This window comes from Peribacillus sp. NJ4 (assembly GCF_030348345.1).
Lineage (GTDB): Bacteria > Bacillota > Bacilli > Bacillales > DSM-1321 > Peribacillus.
In genome coordinates, this window is record NZ_JAUCFQ010000001.1 from 4544913 (window position 1) to 4560303 (window position 15391).

Below are 15391 nucleotides of genomic sequence, written 5' to 3' on the forward strand. Positions count from 1 at the left end.
ACCATACAGTGCTTTATGATCACTTCAAGAAATCTGGTTGCTCTTTTCTGATTCTGTCCCAAAGAGGCTGAAAACTCAGCCATCCCTCATATTCCGTTCCCGTTTGTTCTGCCGTTAGCTTTGCATACTCTTCTTCAATAAAAATGGGCTTACCTACAGATTCAGCCATTATCTGTGCTTGACATGAACGCTCCATCGTTATGAACCACCAAGCAGCTGAATCTACAGATTGGCCCACCGTTAACAATCCATGGTTGCGGAGGATGACAGCTTTGTATTGACCTAGAGCCCTGGCAATGCGTTTCCCTTCTTCAGATGCATAAACCACACCAGTAAAATCATCAAATAATGCATGATCATTGTAAAATTGGCAGGCATCTTGCGTAATCGGATCTAACAGTCTCCCTAAAGAAGACCATGTCTTTCCATATACCGAATGAGCATGTGCCGCTGCAATGGCATCCGGTCGTGCTTTATGAATTTCCGAATGAATGGCAAAGGCAGCACCATTTACTGAATGTTCACCCTCTACAATTTCACCTTTATGATTTACCAATATCAGATCTGAAACGGAAATTTGACTAAAGTGCATCCCAAACGGATTGACCCAGAAATGGTCTGTATATTTAGGATCACGGACCGTAATGTGGCCAGCTATCCCTTCATCGAATCCAAACTTTGAAAAAAGACGGAATGAAGCTGCCAACCGTTCTTTCCGGTGATTGCGTTCTTCTTCCATAGTATTGAATGTTGCGGGTTGCAGGGAAATTGTCTTTGTCATCTTTCTTTCCTCCTCGATTCTTTTTCCTTTTTTTGCTGACCAATCAATTAGCCATGGTATCCATGTCAGCTTTACCCTTTCCATCTTGCTTGACTTCACTTTTTTTCTCGTTATTTTTATTGGAACTTAGGAAAGTAAGTACAGTAATGACGACAAAACTAGTAGCAAGCCCGTACAGAATTGGTTGTGTGGAGGAAGGTCCATTAATCACCAATCCCACAATAATAACGACCATGCTTGCCAGAATGGAGTAAAATGCAGCCGTAGCCGTGACCCTCTTCCAAAAGAAGCCAAGGATGATCGGAAAGAACACAGCACCGGATAAAATTGCGTAAGCTACATCCAATGCAACTAAAATATCTTGAATCCATATTGAAACGATTATGGTCAATACACCAATCGTTAAAGTTGTAATCCGGGATGTTTTTAAAAATTGTCGTTCACTCATTCCGGGACCGATATATTTTTTTATGATGTCATTAACAACTAGAGTGGAAGAAGCAAGCAACGTTCCTGAAGCTGTAGACATAAGGGCAGATACCACACTCGCAATGACAACCCCCAATAGACCAGCAGGTAAAGTTTCCATCGCTATACTAGTAAATGCATTTTGTGGATCTCCTAAATTAGGAAGGATAATAAAAGCGCACATTCCAATTATACTGATTGCAATCGCATAAAAAACACTATATATTCCTGCTCCAACCGTTCCGCCACGAGATATCGCTTTGGTTCGTGCGGTAAAAAGACGCTGCCAAATATCTTGTCCAACAACAACCCCTAGAGTAAATAATAAGAAGTATTGAAAAATTGTCTCTCCGCCAATATTTCCTAACTCGAAATGTGATGCAGGGAGATTTTCCTTAAGCGAGCCCCACCCTCCTGCCTTAGAGACGCTCATTGGAAGCATGATAAAGAAAATACCGATCGTCATGATGACAAATTGCACGACATCAGTCATGGTGACGGACCACATACCCCCTAATATTGTATAAAATAAAACGATTCCGCCCCCGACTATCATGGAAACCGTTAAATTCCAGCCAGCCAAAACATGTAATATCGTCCCCATCCCAATCACTTGTGTTACAGTCAGCATGAATGTATAGATGACAGAGACCAGGGCACTGATCAATCTTGTTTGAGAATTGTAACGCTTCTCAAGCATCTCACTGATCGTCAGCACTTTTAAATCAAATATCTTATTTGTTAAAAACAACCCGATAGCGATAATGCCGAGACCGATCATCACCACTAGCCAAATACCGGATATCCCAAACTGATAACCTAACTTTGCTGTTCCTAGAGTAGAAGCACCCCCTAATATCACAGCAGCTAAACAGGATAAATACATAAAATGACCCAGATTACGCCCTGCTACAATGAAATCATCTGCTGTTTTTGCCCGTTTGGACCCGATTACTCCCACAATGATTAAAACAGAAAAATATAGAGTCATGATCGATATATCCAAAATATGCATTTACACATCTCCTTTTGGGGTTGTTTTGTTTTTATCGCTTTATAGAGGGAGGGAAGGAGGAAGTATACCATTCCTTCCTTCCATTTAAATGAAGAAACTAGTTGTTAAGCTGCGTTTCCAAATCTCCAACTCTCTCTTTTTTCTCCAGTTTCCCTTTTTTTGCGAGAGCGATGAGTGTGATGAATTCATAGACAATATTAGCGGCTGCGGCAGCCGTGACTTGTCCGTGATCGTATGATGGTAAAACCTCAACGAGATCGAATCCTACAAAATCTATATTCGTCAAACCTCTCACAAAGGCTAAAGCATCATCAATGCTGGCCCCTGAAACTTCCGGGGTCCCTGTTCCAGGTGCATAAACGGGATCTAAAAAATCAATGTCAAAAGATAAAAACACCGGACCCTCCGCGACACGCTCATGAATGACACCTAGCATCTTTTCAACCCCGATACGTTTATAATCGTTCGTCGTATAAACGCCCAACCCTAAATCCCGGGCATCCTGAAGATCTTCTGGTCCGTACAGACCACCCCTCATACCAATTTGAAGAGAACGCGATACATCGATGAGGCCCTCTTCTATTGCTCGGCGAAAAACGGTTCCGTGATTATACTTTTGTTCAAAATAACTATCCCAAGTATCGGAGTGAGCATCGAATTGAAGCAGGGCAACTGGTCCATGTTTTTTTACGATTGCACGTAACTCCCCGAGAGTAATAGAATGATCGCCTCCTAATGAAATGGGAATGATCCCTTTTTCAATGATGGGGGTAAGCTCTTGTTCAATCTTTTTATAAGTCTCAGAAATATAGCCAGGAATGATCGGAATATCTCCATAATCAATTCCTGATATATAATCAAAAATATTAATATCCTGTTCTGGATTATAAGGACGTAAAAGGATTGAAAAATCGCGAATGGCTTCTGGTCCGAATCTCGCACCCGTCCTAAATGATTGCCCGGAATCAAAAGGAATTCCCGTAATGACAAAATCCATATGTTCATCTACCTGTTCAACAAATGGAAGCCGCATAAACGTACGTACTCCGCAAAAACGGGGTGATTTGAATGAGTCTTTCGGTTGATACTTCATCATGTAACATCCTCCTAAATTTTCACTATTATTTTTCACTCCATGGCATTGCACGATGCCATATAAACTTCCACCTTTTTATTCATTAATAGAAGAATAGAATTGTATAACACCCTTGTTTTAAAATTATCTTCTTACCTTTTACATAAGCAAGATTCACGCCAACTATTTAGCTGCGTTTTATAAGGCTTTTCGTTATTTCTGTTTCATCAAATGATTAATAACTTAATCATTTTCTTATTTATTGATTTAATTTTTGATTATTTCGACTTTTTGATTTATATTTTAATTAAAAGCATCCCAAAACCCAAAGGAGCGGAACCCATGTACGACGATATGCTGGAGGAAGAACTAAATAAGATTATTGAAACATCGAATAATAACATTCTCATTACCGATCAAGATGGAATCATTTTATATTCCAACCCAAAGCTTTGGGAGATTTATGGTATGGAAAGTGACTCTTATATCGGTACCTCCGTCTATCAATTAGAAAGTGAGGGCCTTCTCACACCTTCCATCAATGCGATTGTTTTAAAAGAAAAGAAAGCGAAGCGGATAATGCAAAAAACAAAAACCGGTCATGTTGTCATGTCGACTGGCTATCCCATTTTTAATAAGGAAGGACTTCTCGTTAGGGTAATCAGCTATGGTCAGGATCAAACCGAGATCCTGCAATTGCAGGATCAATTTGAGCAATTACAACGAAAAGTAAAAGGCTATCAAACGGAAGTCGAGGATTTAAGAGAAAAGGAACTTGATTACCATTATTTGATTGCTAGAAGTAATGAAACGAAGCATATTTTAAAAACGATCCATAATGTTGCAAAAACCGATGCCACGATACTCTTATTAGGACCTTCCGGGGTAGGGAAAAGCACTTTTGCCCGTGCTGTTCATGACCAAAGCAACCGAAAGAAAGAACCTTTTATCGAAGTGAATTGCAGCACGATACCTGATAGTTTGTTTGAATCAGAAATATTCGGCTATGAGCCGGGATCATTTACAGGGGCAAGTAAACAAGGGAGGCAAGGCCTGATTGAGCAGGCTGACAGCGGAACTCTTTTCTTGGATGAAATCGGGGAACTCCCACTGGCCATGCAAGCGAAATTACTGAAAGTATTACAGGAAAAAAAGATAAAGCGCATCGGTGGAAAAAAAGAAAACCACATTAACTTCCGCCTGGTTACAGCAACTAATCAAGATTTGAAGGAGATGGTAAGTCAAGGTAAGTTTAGATTGGACTTATTTTATCGTTTGAATGTGATTCCCATCCAAATTCCGGCACTACATGAACGTAAAGAAGATATACCTCTCTTAATACAGCATTACTTACAGAAAACCAATGAAAAATACCAGAAATTCAAAAAAATCCATCCATCGACTTATGAAGTTTTGACCCATTATCATTGGCCCGGAAATATACGAGAATTAGAAAACTTAATTGAACGGTTAATCCTGACCATTGAAGAGCCAAATATATTTCCCGAACACCTTCCCCAATCCATCACAGGGCAAATAGAACAGCCGGAAGATTCCACCTTCTTGGCAATCGAACAGGAATTTGATGAGAATTTCGATTTAAAGAAGACACTGGAAAAGGTTGAAAGGCAACTGATTGCAAAAGCATGGAAAAAATGTAAAACCACATACGAAATGGCAGAACATATGGGCATCAGCCAGCCAACAGTCATCTATAAATTAAAGAAATACAAAAAGTACTTGTAAATTCATCTGGATTAAAACCCGTTTGCAACCATGAATGGTCATTAGCCTTTAGTAATGGATGCCGTTCAAGCTAAGGGCGCTTTTGAAACTATATATGCAAGCACCAAAAATGATCAATTCGAAATGAAACCAATGATGATTATCGACAATAAGTCCAATAAAAAAATCCATAATACATTCAATCAATAAAAAAAATCCACATTCAAGATGAATGGGATTCACAAATATCATTTACGTTCCATATTTAATGTTAAAGATTTGTGGACTTAGATTAACTCAAACGAATGATGGTCAGTGAAGCTCCTGCAGATCCTTCCCCCATTAAGACAACGGTGGCAATTAAACCAAAAATCTGAAGAGAGATCGTATCACCTGCTGATAAATTTACAATCACATCATTATTATAATTAGAAATCGCGACAGCCGACGATATTATGGAGCTAGGAATAGGCGTGGCACCATTTAAAATCAACTTCGAACCAGCAAGAAGTCCAGCGGTTGTATTTATTTGATACGTCAAATAATAACGACCAATAACAGGAACGGTAAACACAGTATTAGCTCCATTAACAGTAAATGAATCTAAATTTTGGTTGCTCGGAAGCGGAACGTTGGTACCTCCCAGTACGATAGAACCGTGCTCCCAGCTGTATTAGAAGCAAACATGGAATTAGACGTCACACTCGTTCCCGTAGGACCTGTTGATCAGATTTATGGGATGGAATCAAATGTGTTGAGTGAATGAAGCAGGTTCTTAATTATTTTCAAAATGCAAAAAGGCCCCCATAAAAGGAAGCCACTCATTTACTAACATAGCAATCTTGCCAAACATTTTTACGCATTCAAACTTTTTTCCAAATTGGAACCGCAAGATTCGCGGATGATCAACTCATCCTTCAGGACGAATTTTTTCTTTTCAACGGTTCCGCCTTTCATTAAGGTCAGCAATAAGTTTGTTGCTTTTTTCCCTATTTCGTACTTAGGCTGGTCAATGGTCGTAATATGAGGATGAAAAATGGATGCTATTTTCAAATTATCAAAACCTACGACAGCAATATCCTTGGGAACGCTCAACCCATGATCCTGGATCGCTTTTACTGCTCCCAGCGCCATTTCATCATTAAAAACAAACACTGCTTCAGGCCTTTTTTCCAGCGATAATAGTTTCAACATCTGGTCATACCCTGAGTCAATGCCATAATCCCCCCCTTCCTGGATTAATTCCTGGTTGACTTTCAAGTGATGATTCTTCATTGCCTGCTGGAACCCCCCTAAGCGATCCCGGCTAAGGATGATATTCATGGGGCCTGTTATATGAGCAATTCGTGTATGTCCAAGCTTGATTAAATGTTCCGTTACTTTTCTGGCACTGCTTACATTGTCGATCGATACAGTTGGAATGTCCAGTCCGTCCACGTATTCACATGCCAGTACAATCGGGAATTGATTTGAGAGATTTTCCAGGCTTTCTCTGTTCATTCTAGCGGTAAGGAGTACCGCTCCATCCGCCTGCTTTTTGTATAGCAAATCGATGTATTCCTTTTCCCGTTCAATGTCATTCTCGGTATCTCCCAATATAACCTGATAGCCATTTTCTACAGCAGTATGCTCAATGCCCCGAAGCACTTCGGAAAAAAAGGGTCTTGTTATATCCGGTACGACGACCAGAATGATCTTTGTCTCTTTCGTCCTGAACTGACTGGCAATCATGTGAGGCTTGTAATTCATCTCTTCAATCACCTGCAGCACCTTTTGTTTGGTATCTTCACTTACTAAATCCGGCTGTCTGAGCACTCTTGAAACGGTTGCGGGAGATACGTTGGCCAATTTCGCCACATCGCTCATTTTCATTCTATTATCTCCACCTGCCTATTTTCTATTTTGTCATTTTCATTAAGTCCATTATAAAGTAATTTAGACTTCATGTTAAAATATCGAATTCCCTAGGCAACGTTTCTTTCAAAACATTCATGGATTTTTTCACGCCTGTTAATGGTGCCATTGTTAAATCTTCCATTTCGAGAACGATCGGTCCTTCATAACCTATCATTTTAACGATAGTAAAAAACTCTTTCCACCAGCCACTGTCGTGACCATATCCAAGTGCAACGTAATTCCATGATCTTCCTGCGTATTGGTTCATTGGTTTTACATCAATCAATCCCTGGACATCATATATCCCTCTTTCTAACCGGACATCTTTTGCGTGAATATGATAAACTGCGCTTCCTAATGTCCTTAAAGCCGCGATGGGGTCACCGCCCATCCAAAATAAATGACTCGGGTCAAAATTCATGCCGACCATATCACCGACTTCTTGCCTTAATTTAAAGAGTGTTTCAGGATTGTAAACTAAATTGCAGCCCAGATTTTCGATGGCAACCTTTCGAACTCCATGTTCTTTTGCCGTTGTCACCGCTTTTTCCCAATAAGGGAATGCTACCTCATTCCACTGCCAATCAAGCATCTCAAAATGCGAGGGCAAAATGGGATGTGTCAGCCAATTGGGCGTCCTGTCACTTGGTCCGCCGCCAGGGCATCCCGACATCATGACAACCGTTTCGACACCCAAAAGCCCTGCTAGCTGAAAGGTCTTATCCACAACGGATTTATGTATGGTTCCTTCTTCTGATGGGTCAAGCTGATTGCCAGAACAATTCAACGCTGCAATGCTCATCCCCCTTATATTTATTTCATTTAAAAACCGCTTTCGTTTTGTGGGACTTCCAAGAAGTTCATCCAAATCGAGATGTGGCGCCCCCGACCAATTGCCGCATCCAAGCTCGAGTGTCTCTATTCCCAGATCAATACACGTATCCAGCATCTCTTCAAATGGCATGTAACCTAAAATATCAGTAACTAAACCAACCTTCATAAAGTTTTCCTCCTCTATTTAAACTAGACATCCCGTACATGCCGCTCAGTCAATTCTCTGTTCAGTTTCTTTCCTTTATGGCGGCTCCATAAAATCATAAAGAACACAGCAGTTGCACCAAGTGAACCCGAAAAATAAAATCCTGCAGAAATACCTAAATGTGAAATCAATACTCCCGCAATAAAAGGTCCCGCAAACATACCAATCGCGTAAATTGCTTGATATGCACCCATGGCCGTTGCCCTTTTTTCAAGGGGAATCGACTCCACCGCCATTCCTAAAAATAATGGAAAAAGAGTGCCTAATGAGAATCCATTCAATCCTTGAATCAGAAAAAGCATCCCTTTTGTATCTATTAATGGCGTACATGTTGTGAAAATGGCCGTTAGTCCGAAAGCTAGTTTCAGTAACCTCCATTGTCCGAATAATGGTACGAATATCTTTCCGCTAAGCATGGTGGCAATGGCATGAGGAATCATGAATGAAAAGATGACCATGCTGATCTCATCAGTCTGGAGACCAAGCTTTAAAGCAAATGTCGGAGTGAAGCCGAACATTGTCGTGAAGATGATGCCATGTGCGAGAATGGATAGAAATGATACTTTTAAAAGCGCCGGTTCAAGCATAACTGATACGAGTTCTTTCAATTTAATAGGCTCTTTCAGAAAATCTTCGTTCGATTCGTAAATAAAAAGTGAAAGGACGATACCAACGAAACCGATAATCCCGCCCATCCAAAAAGGTGCTTGCCATCCCCATTGATCGACAATGTATCCGCTGACCACCATTCCAAGCAGCTGTGCCAGAACCACAGCTAACGAGATACTGCCCATCGCTCGGTGAAGATCACGTTCTGAAAAATAGCTGGAAAATAAAATGGTGAACGCTACCCAAGTTGCGGCGGCAACTCCAGCTAACGAGCGGGCCAAAAGGATCCAGCCTAAACTATCGGCCCAAGCAAAAGTCACACAACTCAACGTACTCACGACCATTCCAAAGATAATAAAAGGTTTTCTTACTTTTATGAGGTCGGAAAAAATTCCGAACGGAAGCCTGAAGAGAAATTGCATCAGCCCATAACTGCCTAATACCATGCCGATAAATGTATAATCCCCTCCAATCGTCTCAAGGTAAGGAGACAAAATGGGTATATAAATGAAATTTGAAAACCAAAAAATAAATGAGAGCACTAAAAATAAAAATCTATTTCGTGCGGTATGTAACAAAGTCATTGCAACACTTCCTCTGACCAGCGAACTATTTTTCAGCAAGGGCACCTCATTCAAAAAGTGAATATACAAAAAGGTGCCCGCAACGTAATTGGGAACACCTTTACATACTTAAGCCTTTCCAATTGTATTGAACTCTGCCATTTTTCTCTTCACGACGGAGATGATAGCTTCTTTCGCTGGTGTGATGATGGCGCGAGGCTCATATACTTTTCCTTCAACGGCCAATACTTCCCGAATCGTTTTTGCCCACACTTGTATGCTTTCGGTATTGACATTTATTTTAGCGTGTCCAAGTTCAATTGCTTTTTTGATTTGGTACAGCGGAATACCAGAGCCTCCATGTAAGACAAGAGGCACATTCGTCATGTTCGAAATTAATTCCATTTCCTCAAAACCGAGTTTAGGTTCTCCTTGATATGGACCATGAACGGAACCCAAAGCAGCCGCTAGTGCATCAATTTCCGTTTCTTTTACCATCCTCGTGCATTCATGGGGATTTGCATATTGAATACCTCCGACGAGGCCATCCTCCGTCCCACCGACTGTCCCCACTTCCGCCTCAACGGAAACGCCGTTCTTTTGGGCATAGTCGACAACCATTTTGGTGATTTCAATATTTACATCTATTGAATGATGGGAGCCATCGATCATGACCGATGTAAAACCCGCATCGATCGCTTTCTTGCAGCGTTCCACATCCATTCCATGATCAAGATGAAGGGCAACCGGAACCGTAATGTCCATTTCTTCCATAAGGCTTTTTACCATAGCCGCAATCGTTTTAAATCCTCCAAGATAATCAACGAGCCTGTCTGATGCCGCAAGTATGATCGGCGCACGTTCCTCATTGGCAGCCTGTAAAAAAGACTGGGCGAATGCCAAACCATTAATATTATATTGACCCACAGCATAACTTCCTGCTTTTGCTTTCAAAAGCATCTCTCTCATTGGTACTAAAGGCATAATTCCATCACCCCCCATTTCCCGAGATTACCATGTTTACTCACACATTCTGGAGTACAAAGTATTTCGAGATAGCTTGAATTGTCGTTTCTTTTGCAGTCTTAATGGCTTCTTCAGCATCGAGTTCATAATATTCAGGACGGAACAATTCAACAGATACAACGTCAGAATAACCAATTCCCTTCAAGATGAATAATATGCTGTCTAAATCTATGGCACCATGCCCAGGCCACACCCGGTCTTCATCCGTCAAAAAGCCGATTGGAAAATCCTCTGTATCATCAATGTGTAAAATGAAGATTTTCGACCCATCCGCTTTCTTCAAGTCCTCCAAACTGGAACCCATAGCATGGAAGTGAAAACAGTCCAGAACCAAGCCAACATTATCACGATTGACTGTTTCTACAATATCGTATGCCTGACCGAATGTATTCACAGTACATTGTGGATGCCCGACAAATTCGACAGCAATTTTAACGCCAAACGGTTCAGCGATTTCGGAAAGCTCCGTCAATACTTCCACACAGCTGTTTTTAATATCTTCTTTCAATATTTTCGCTTCCGTTACAAGTGGAACCGCCACCACATATTTCACACCCAATTTCTTCGCCATGATCATCATGTTTTTAAATTCGGCTATTATCGCCTTATGGCCGTCTTCATCTCGGTTATTAAAGAATACGAGCGCGTTGAAGGCAAGTGGTTTAATATGATTTGCGTTAAAAAATTCTGCTAAATCTTCAATAGAGTGCTCTTCCAAATACTCAGGCAATTTATCCATGGTACGGATTTCGATATAATCGTAACCATGTTTTTCACAGTGTTTGAGATCTTTGACCAAGTTGGAATTTTCAAGTGTTGTCGCTTGGTTGAAACAAAGTTTCATTCTGTCAGCCTCCAATTCTTTCTGCTAAACCCAATCCGTCTCTCATTTTTTGAAGCATAAGCTTACTTGACCAGTCTGCTTTGTCGATCCAAGCAAATACTGCATTTGTCGCGATGCCGTCAAAATTCATTTCTTTCAGTTTTTTGAAGATCGTATCAAAGTCAACTTCCGCTTCGCCGATGTTCAAATGCTGGTGGACGGTTGCCTCAACACCTGGAGGATTGACGATATAACGGAGTCCGTTGGATGCTTTATGATTGAATGTATCTGCAAACAAGACATGTTGCAGGCGATCCCCGGCAGAATCGAACATAGGGGCAATATCGCCTTTGCCATCATCATAGAAAAATGTATGTGCCGTTGAATACACAAGGTTGATCCATGGACGGTCAAGGGCACGAATCATATCCATCGCTCCCTCATGCGTTTCGATGAAATCGAATGGGTGTGCCTGTAAATTCAGTTTAACGCCTTCCCTTTCAAACACCGGGAGGAGCTCATCCATTGATTTAATGAATTTCTCTTCACAGATAACTTCATTGAATTTAGATCCGTTAAATTCACTATTCATCAAGTCAACATCCAATTCCACTGCCACTTCAATGGCACGTTTCCAATTACGGACTGCGGCCTGGCGCCGTTCCTCATCAGGACCGGCCCAGTAGTAAAGCGGAAGCAAGGATGATATCTTCACACCTGCGTCGCTACACCAGCGTTTCAAATTCTTAATCTGTTCCTTATCCACTTTAGGGTATTTATAGAATGGACAAAAATCTTCCCTCGGTGACAGTTCGATATATTCATAGCCTAGTTCCGCTGTTTTATCGACCATTTCTTTTAATGATAAATTGGCATACATCGTAGGATCCAAAGCTAGTTTCATTGGTCTTTCCCCCTATAATTCTTTTTTCGTTTCAATGCATGGTACGTTCACTGTACAGTGATTTTCCCTGTATAAAAAACGGGCTTCTCTTCTAAATCAACGGATTCTTTCTGTCCGGACTCTTGTGCTTTTACACAAGCATCAGCTGTTACAGCAGCAATGTATCCGTCCCATGAAGTCGGACCATTCGGCTGACCTGTCTTTATAATGGAATCTATGAAATCCTGTAATTCTATGTCATATGCATCCATAAAACGATCTTTCCAATCTACCAAGATATCCGTGCTCCGTTTTGCGCTTTTCCTTGTCACGATGCTCGCTGGTTCAGGAAGATATGCAACACCGTCCTCACCAATGACTTCACATTGGATATCATAGCCATATTTACAATTCACGAATACTTCAGCTTGAATGACAATCCCGCTCTTCGTTTCCATTATGATGAGTTGGGGATCTTTTAAATTAGCATGCGCGCGGCTTGCTTTCTTCGGGTAAATGACTTGAACTGATTTGTAATCATCGCTGATTAACCAATGCAATACATCAATTTCATGAATCAATGTGTCAACGACTGCCATTTCCGTCGTATATTTTTCATCCACTTCTGGATTGCGGTGTACGCAGCGGACCATGAGCGGCTCGCCAATTTCATTTCTATCAATGGCTTCTTTCAGTTGTATGTAACCGCTATCATAACGTCGCATAAAACCAACTTGCACCAAACGCTTCCCGTGTTTCATTTCCGCTTCGGCTATTCTCCTGCAGCCTTCCGCCGTTGTTGCCAGTGGCTTTTCACAGAATACATATTTGCCAGCCTCAATCGCATTCAATACGTTTTGCTCATGTGCAGGGCCCCAACTCGTAACAAGCACAGCATCCACATTTTCGGAGTTTACCAGTGATTGGTCATCCGGATATACAAGTGCCTCAAGTCCGTATTGATTCACGACCTGCTTTGCCGCCTCTTGATTCACATCGGTTACAGCCACAATTCTCCCTCCGGATAATTTGTTTGCAATTCTTTTAATATGCTCCCGGCCGATGGCACCCGTTCCTATTACGCCAAAATTTAATGTCATGATCATATTCCTCCTATTATACGTATCTATATTTTCTCTCTGTAACTCTTATATTATTTTTGTCATTTCCTTAATAGGTTCTTTTCCATGATTGCGGAAGTTTTGTTCAAGCTGTTCAAGTGTAAGTCCTCTTGTTTCCGGTAGACATTTTTTCACAAAGATGATAGCCAACATGCCTAACGCGAAAAAGAAATAGAATGTTGTGGACAATCCGACTTTTTCAAGTAAAACAGGAAATGTTAAGCCAATCAGAAAGTTCACGACCCATAGAAAAAATACGGTGACACCCATACCGAGCCCACGTACTTGAAGCGGGAAGATCTCTGAAAGCATCAACCAGGTAACCGGTGAAATGGCTCCCTGCTGAAAGGCAAGGAAAGTGACTGTCAAGGACAAAACGATATAAGGAAGGGCAGCCGTCCCTTCAAGAAGGGAAGATAAGACGCCAATCAGCAGCAATGTGGTCGTAGTCCCGATCAAACCGGTTAAGAGCATTGGACGGCGCCCGATTTTACCAAGCAGCCAAATACCTAAAAACGTTGCCAAAACAGAAATGATACCGTTTGCAATATTCCCGATCAAAGCAGCTTTTGTCTCAAACCCTGCATCCTTTAAAATTTGGGTACCATAGTACATGATAGAATTAACGCCCGTTATTTGCTGAACGATGGCAATCCCGATACCAAGAAAGACGATTCTCCGTATCCATGGGACGGTCAAATCTTTATATGTAGCTTTTTTAACATGGTTCTCCTCATCGAATGTCGCTTTGATTCCCTGAAATTCCGATTCTGCCTCATCCATTTTACGTATTCTTTTCAAAACCTTCAGGGCCTCTTCATTTTTGTTCTTGGACACAAGCCACCTTGGACTTTCAGGCAACCTGATCATGCCAAAGAAAAGAAGTATGGCTGGAAGTGATGCTATTGCCAGCATGTAACGCCAAACATGTGAACTGTCACCCATCGTTGTCCCTAGAATGGCATTGAAAATGAATGCAAGCAGCTGTCCGCTAACAATCATCAATTCATTTTGGGTGACGATCCGGCCGCGTCGTTCAGCAGGAGACATTTCCGCCAAATAAGTAGGAACGGTTACTGACGCCCCGCCTACCGCTAGGCCGAGTAAAAAACGGCAAGCAATCATGACCGTAACATTCGGTGCAAACGTGCATCCAAGGGTGGAAAAGAAAAAAAGTACCGAAAGAAAAAGAATGTTTTTTCTGCGGCCCGCATAATCCGAAAGCCTACCTCCCAGAAACGCTCCAAGTGCCGCGCCTAAAAGAAGTGAACTGGCAACAAGTCCTTGCGTAAGTGAATTGAGGTTAAGTTGATCCGCTTCGGACATGAACGGCAAGGCACCATTAATGACACCTGTATCATATCCGAACAAAAGACCGCCTAACGTCGAGAAGATAATAATCTTGCGTAAGAATGCCATTTGATTTCCATCATTACTCAAATTAATCACTTCTTTCCGGTTTTTAATCTTGAACGAGGAGCAGCCTTTCATTTATATACTTGCGAGCGATTAATGCGTATTCCAATGGATGGGCAACGGACGGATCTTGTTCCGCTTCTACTACAATCCAGCCTTTATAATGATTTTCCAGTAATGTATGATAAGCTTCCACAAAGTCAATGCAGCCGTCACCAGGCACTGTGAACATGCCGGCTAAAAAAGATTCTTGAAATGATTTCCCCTCTTTCCGGCACTGCTCCAGCACGTTATGCCTCACATCCTTGAAATGAACGTGCCCAATGCGGTCGATATGCTTTTGCAGAAGGGACATGCAATCGCCATCCGATACATAAATATGTCCAGTATCATATAACAGATGCACCTTCTTGTCGGTATTTTCCATAAGGCGGTCAATTTCACTCAGTGTCTGGACCCCTGTCCCCATGTGGTGGTGATACACCAATTTTAAGTTGTAAAGTCCAGCAATATCCCCGAGACGGTTCAGGCCCGTACACAATATTCCCCATTCTTCTTCAGTAAAGTGGGGCTTTTCCTTAAATACATCGTACCTTCCGCCTTGGATACTGTAGGTCTGTTCGGATACTACCGCTACATCGCCATCGACAGCCTGTAAATATTTGCAATGTTCATGGAAATCCCGTTCTGCTTTTTCGATTCCATCACGAACGATGAAACTGCTGAACCACTGACCGGCTATTTTTAAGTTCCGAAGCCGCAGCTCTTTATTCAGGACCGCCGGTTCCGGGAAGAAACCGCCTACTTCGGTCCCCTGAAATCCTGCCACGACAATATCGCTTAAAAGGTGGGATAAGGTGTTTTCAGCTCCTATTTCCGGTATGTCATCATTACGCCAGCCAATTGGGGCAATCCCCCACGAAATCTCCTGCATTTTCCGACTTCCCCCTT

The 15391-nt window shown here is 41.7% G+C and carries 14 protein-coding genes and 1 pseudogene; 1 reads left to right on the forward strand and 14 read right to left on the reverse strand.

Annotated elements, in window-relative coordinates; genetic code table 11:
• Positions 1-19 precede the first annotated feature (19 nt).
• The 3 genes from QUF94_RS22600 to speB form a co-directional block, all read right to left on the reverse strand.
• Complete coding sequence (locus tag QUF94_RS22600) at positions 20-865, reverse strand: class II aldolase/adducin family protein (RefSeq protein ID WP_289317820.1); 846 nt, start codon at positions 863-865, stop codon at positions 20-22.
• A complete protein-coding gene (locus QUF94_RS22605; protein WP_289317821.1) occupies positions 825-2264 on the reverse strand; it encodes a sodium:solute symporter family protein in 1440 nt (479 codons plus the stop codon). The genes QUF94_RS22600 and QUF94_RS22605 overlap by 41 nt, the downstream gene beginning before the upstream one ends.
• A gap of 97 nt (positions 2265-2361) precedes the next feature.
• Positions 2362-3360 (reverse strand): agmatinase, encoded by a 999-nt coding sequence (gene speB / locus QUF94_RS22610; protein ID WP_289317822.1) that lies wholly within the window; start codon positions 3358-3360, stop codon positions 2362-2364.
• Positions 3361-3693: 333 nt separating this feature from the next.
• Here speB and QUF94_RS22615 point away from each other — a divergent pair, with 333 nt between their 5' ends.
• On the forward strand, positions 3694-5085 hold the full coding sequence (locus QUF94_RS22615; RefSeq protein ID WP_289318477.1) for a sigma-54 interaction domain-containing protein: 1392 nt from the start codon (positions 3694-3696) through the stop codon (positions 5083-5085).
• A 48-nt stretch (positions 5086-5133) separates the two neighbouring features.
• Here QUF94_RS22615 and QUF94_RS22620 read toward each other — a convergent pair whose 3' ends face one another.
• The 11 genes and pseudogenes from QUF94_RS22620 to iolE all read right to left on the reverse strand — a co-directional run bounded on the left by QUF94_RS22620 (position 5134) and on the right by iolE (position 15374).
• A complete protein-coding gene (locus QUF94_RS22620) occupies positions 5134-5256 on the reverse strand; it encodes a hypothetical protein (protein ID WP_289317823.1) in 123 nt (40 codons plus the stop codon).
• Positions 5257-5356: 100 nt separating this feature from the next.
• Positions 5357-5790: pseudogene (locus QUF94_RS22625) on the reverse strand (BclA C-terminal domain-containing protein); the annotation flags it as partial.
• A gap of 129 nt (positions 5791-5919) precedes the next feature.
• The gene (locus QUF94_RS22630; RefSeq protein WP_289317824.1) at positions 5920-6936 is read right to left on the reverse strand and encodes a LacI family DNA-binding transcriptional regulator; all 1017 of its coding nucleotides are present in this window, start codon (positions 6934-6936) and stop codon (positions 5920-5922) included.
• A 70-nt stretch (positions 6937-7006) separates the two neighbouring features.
• On the reverse strand, positions 7007-7960 hold the full coding sequence (locus QUF94_RS22635; protein ID WP_289317825.1) for a sugar phosphate isomerase/epimerase family protein: 954 nt from the start codon (positions 7958-7960) through the stop codon (positions 7007-7009).
• A gap of 23 nt (positions 7961-7983) precedes the next feature.
• Positions 7984-9192, reverse strand: coding sequence for an MFS transporter (locus QUF94_RS22640; protein WP_289317826.1), 1209 nt, complete (start codon positions 9190-9192; stop codon positions 7984-7986).
• 108 nt (positions 9193-9300) lie between these two features.
• Entirely contained in the window at positions 9301-10155 is an 855-nt protein-coding gene (gene fba, locus QUF94_RS22645) for a class II fructose-1,6-bisphosphate aldolase (protein WP_289317827.1), read from the reverse strand.
• A gap of 40 nt (positions 10156-10195) precedes the next feature.
• On the reverse strand, positions 10196-11041 hold the full coding sequence (gene iolI / locus QUF94_RS22650) for a 2-keto-myo-inositol isomerase (protein ID WP_289317828.1): 846 nt from the start codon (positions 11039-11041) through the stop codon (positions 10196-10198).
• 4 nt (positions 11042-11045) lie between these two features.
• Entirely contained in the window at positions 11046-11924 is an 879-nt protein-coding gene (locus tag QUF94_RS22655; protein ID WP_053533868.1) for a sugar phosphate isomerase/epimerase family protein, read from the reverse strand.
• 47 nt (positions 11925-11971) lie between these two features.
• Positions 11972-13003, reverse strand: coding sequence for a bifunctional inositol 2-dehydrogenase/D-chiro-inositol 1-dehydrogenase (iolG, locus tag QUF94_RS22660; protein ID WP_289317829.1), 1032 nt, complete (start codon positions 13001-13003; stop codon positions 11972-11974).
• A 48-nt stretch (positions 13004-13051) separates the two neighbouring features.
• A complete protein-coding gene (locus tag QUF94_RS22665; protein ID WP_483313670.1) occupies positions 13052-14464 on the reverse strand; it encodes a sugar porter family MFS transporter in 1413 nt (470 codons plus the stop codon).
• 22 nt (positions 14465-14486) lie between these two features.
• The gene (gene iolE, locus QUF94_RS22670; protein WP_289317831.1) at positions 14487-15374 is read right to left on the reverse strand and encodes a myo-inosose-2 dehydratase; all 888 of its coding nucleotides are present in this window, start codon (positions 15372-15374) and stop codon (positions 14487-14489) included.
• Positions 15375-15391: the final 17 nt, after the last annotated feature.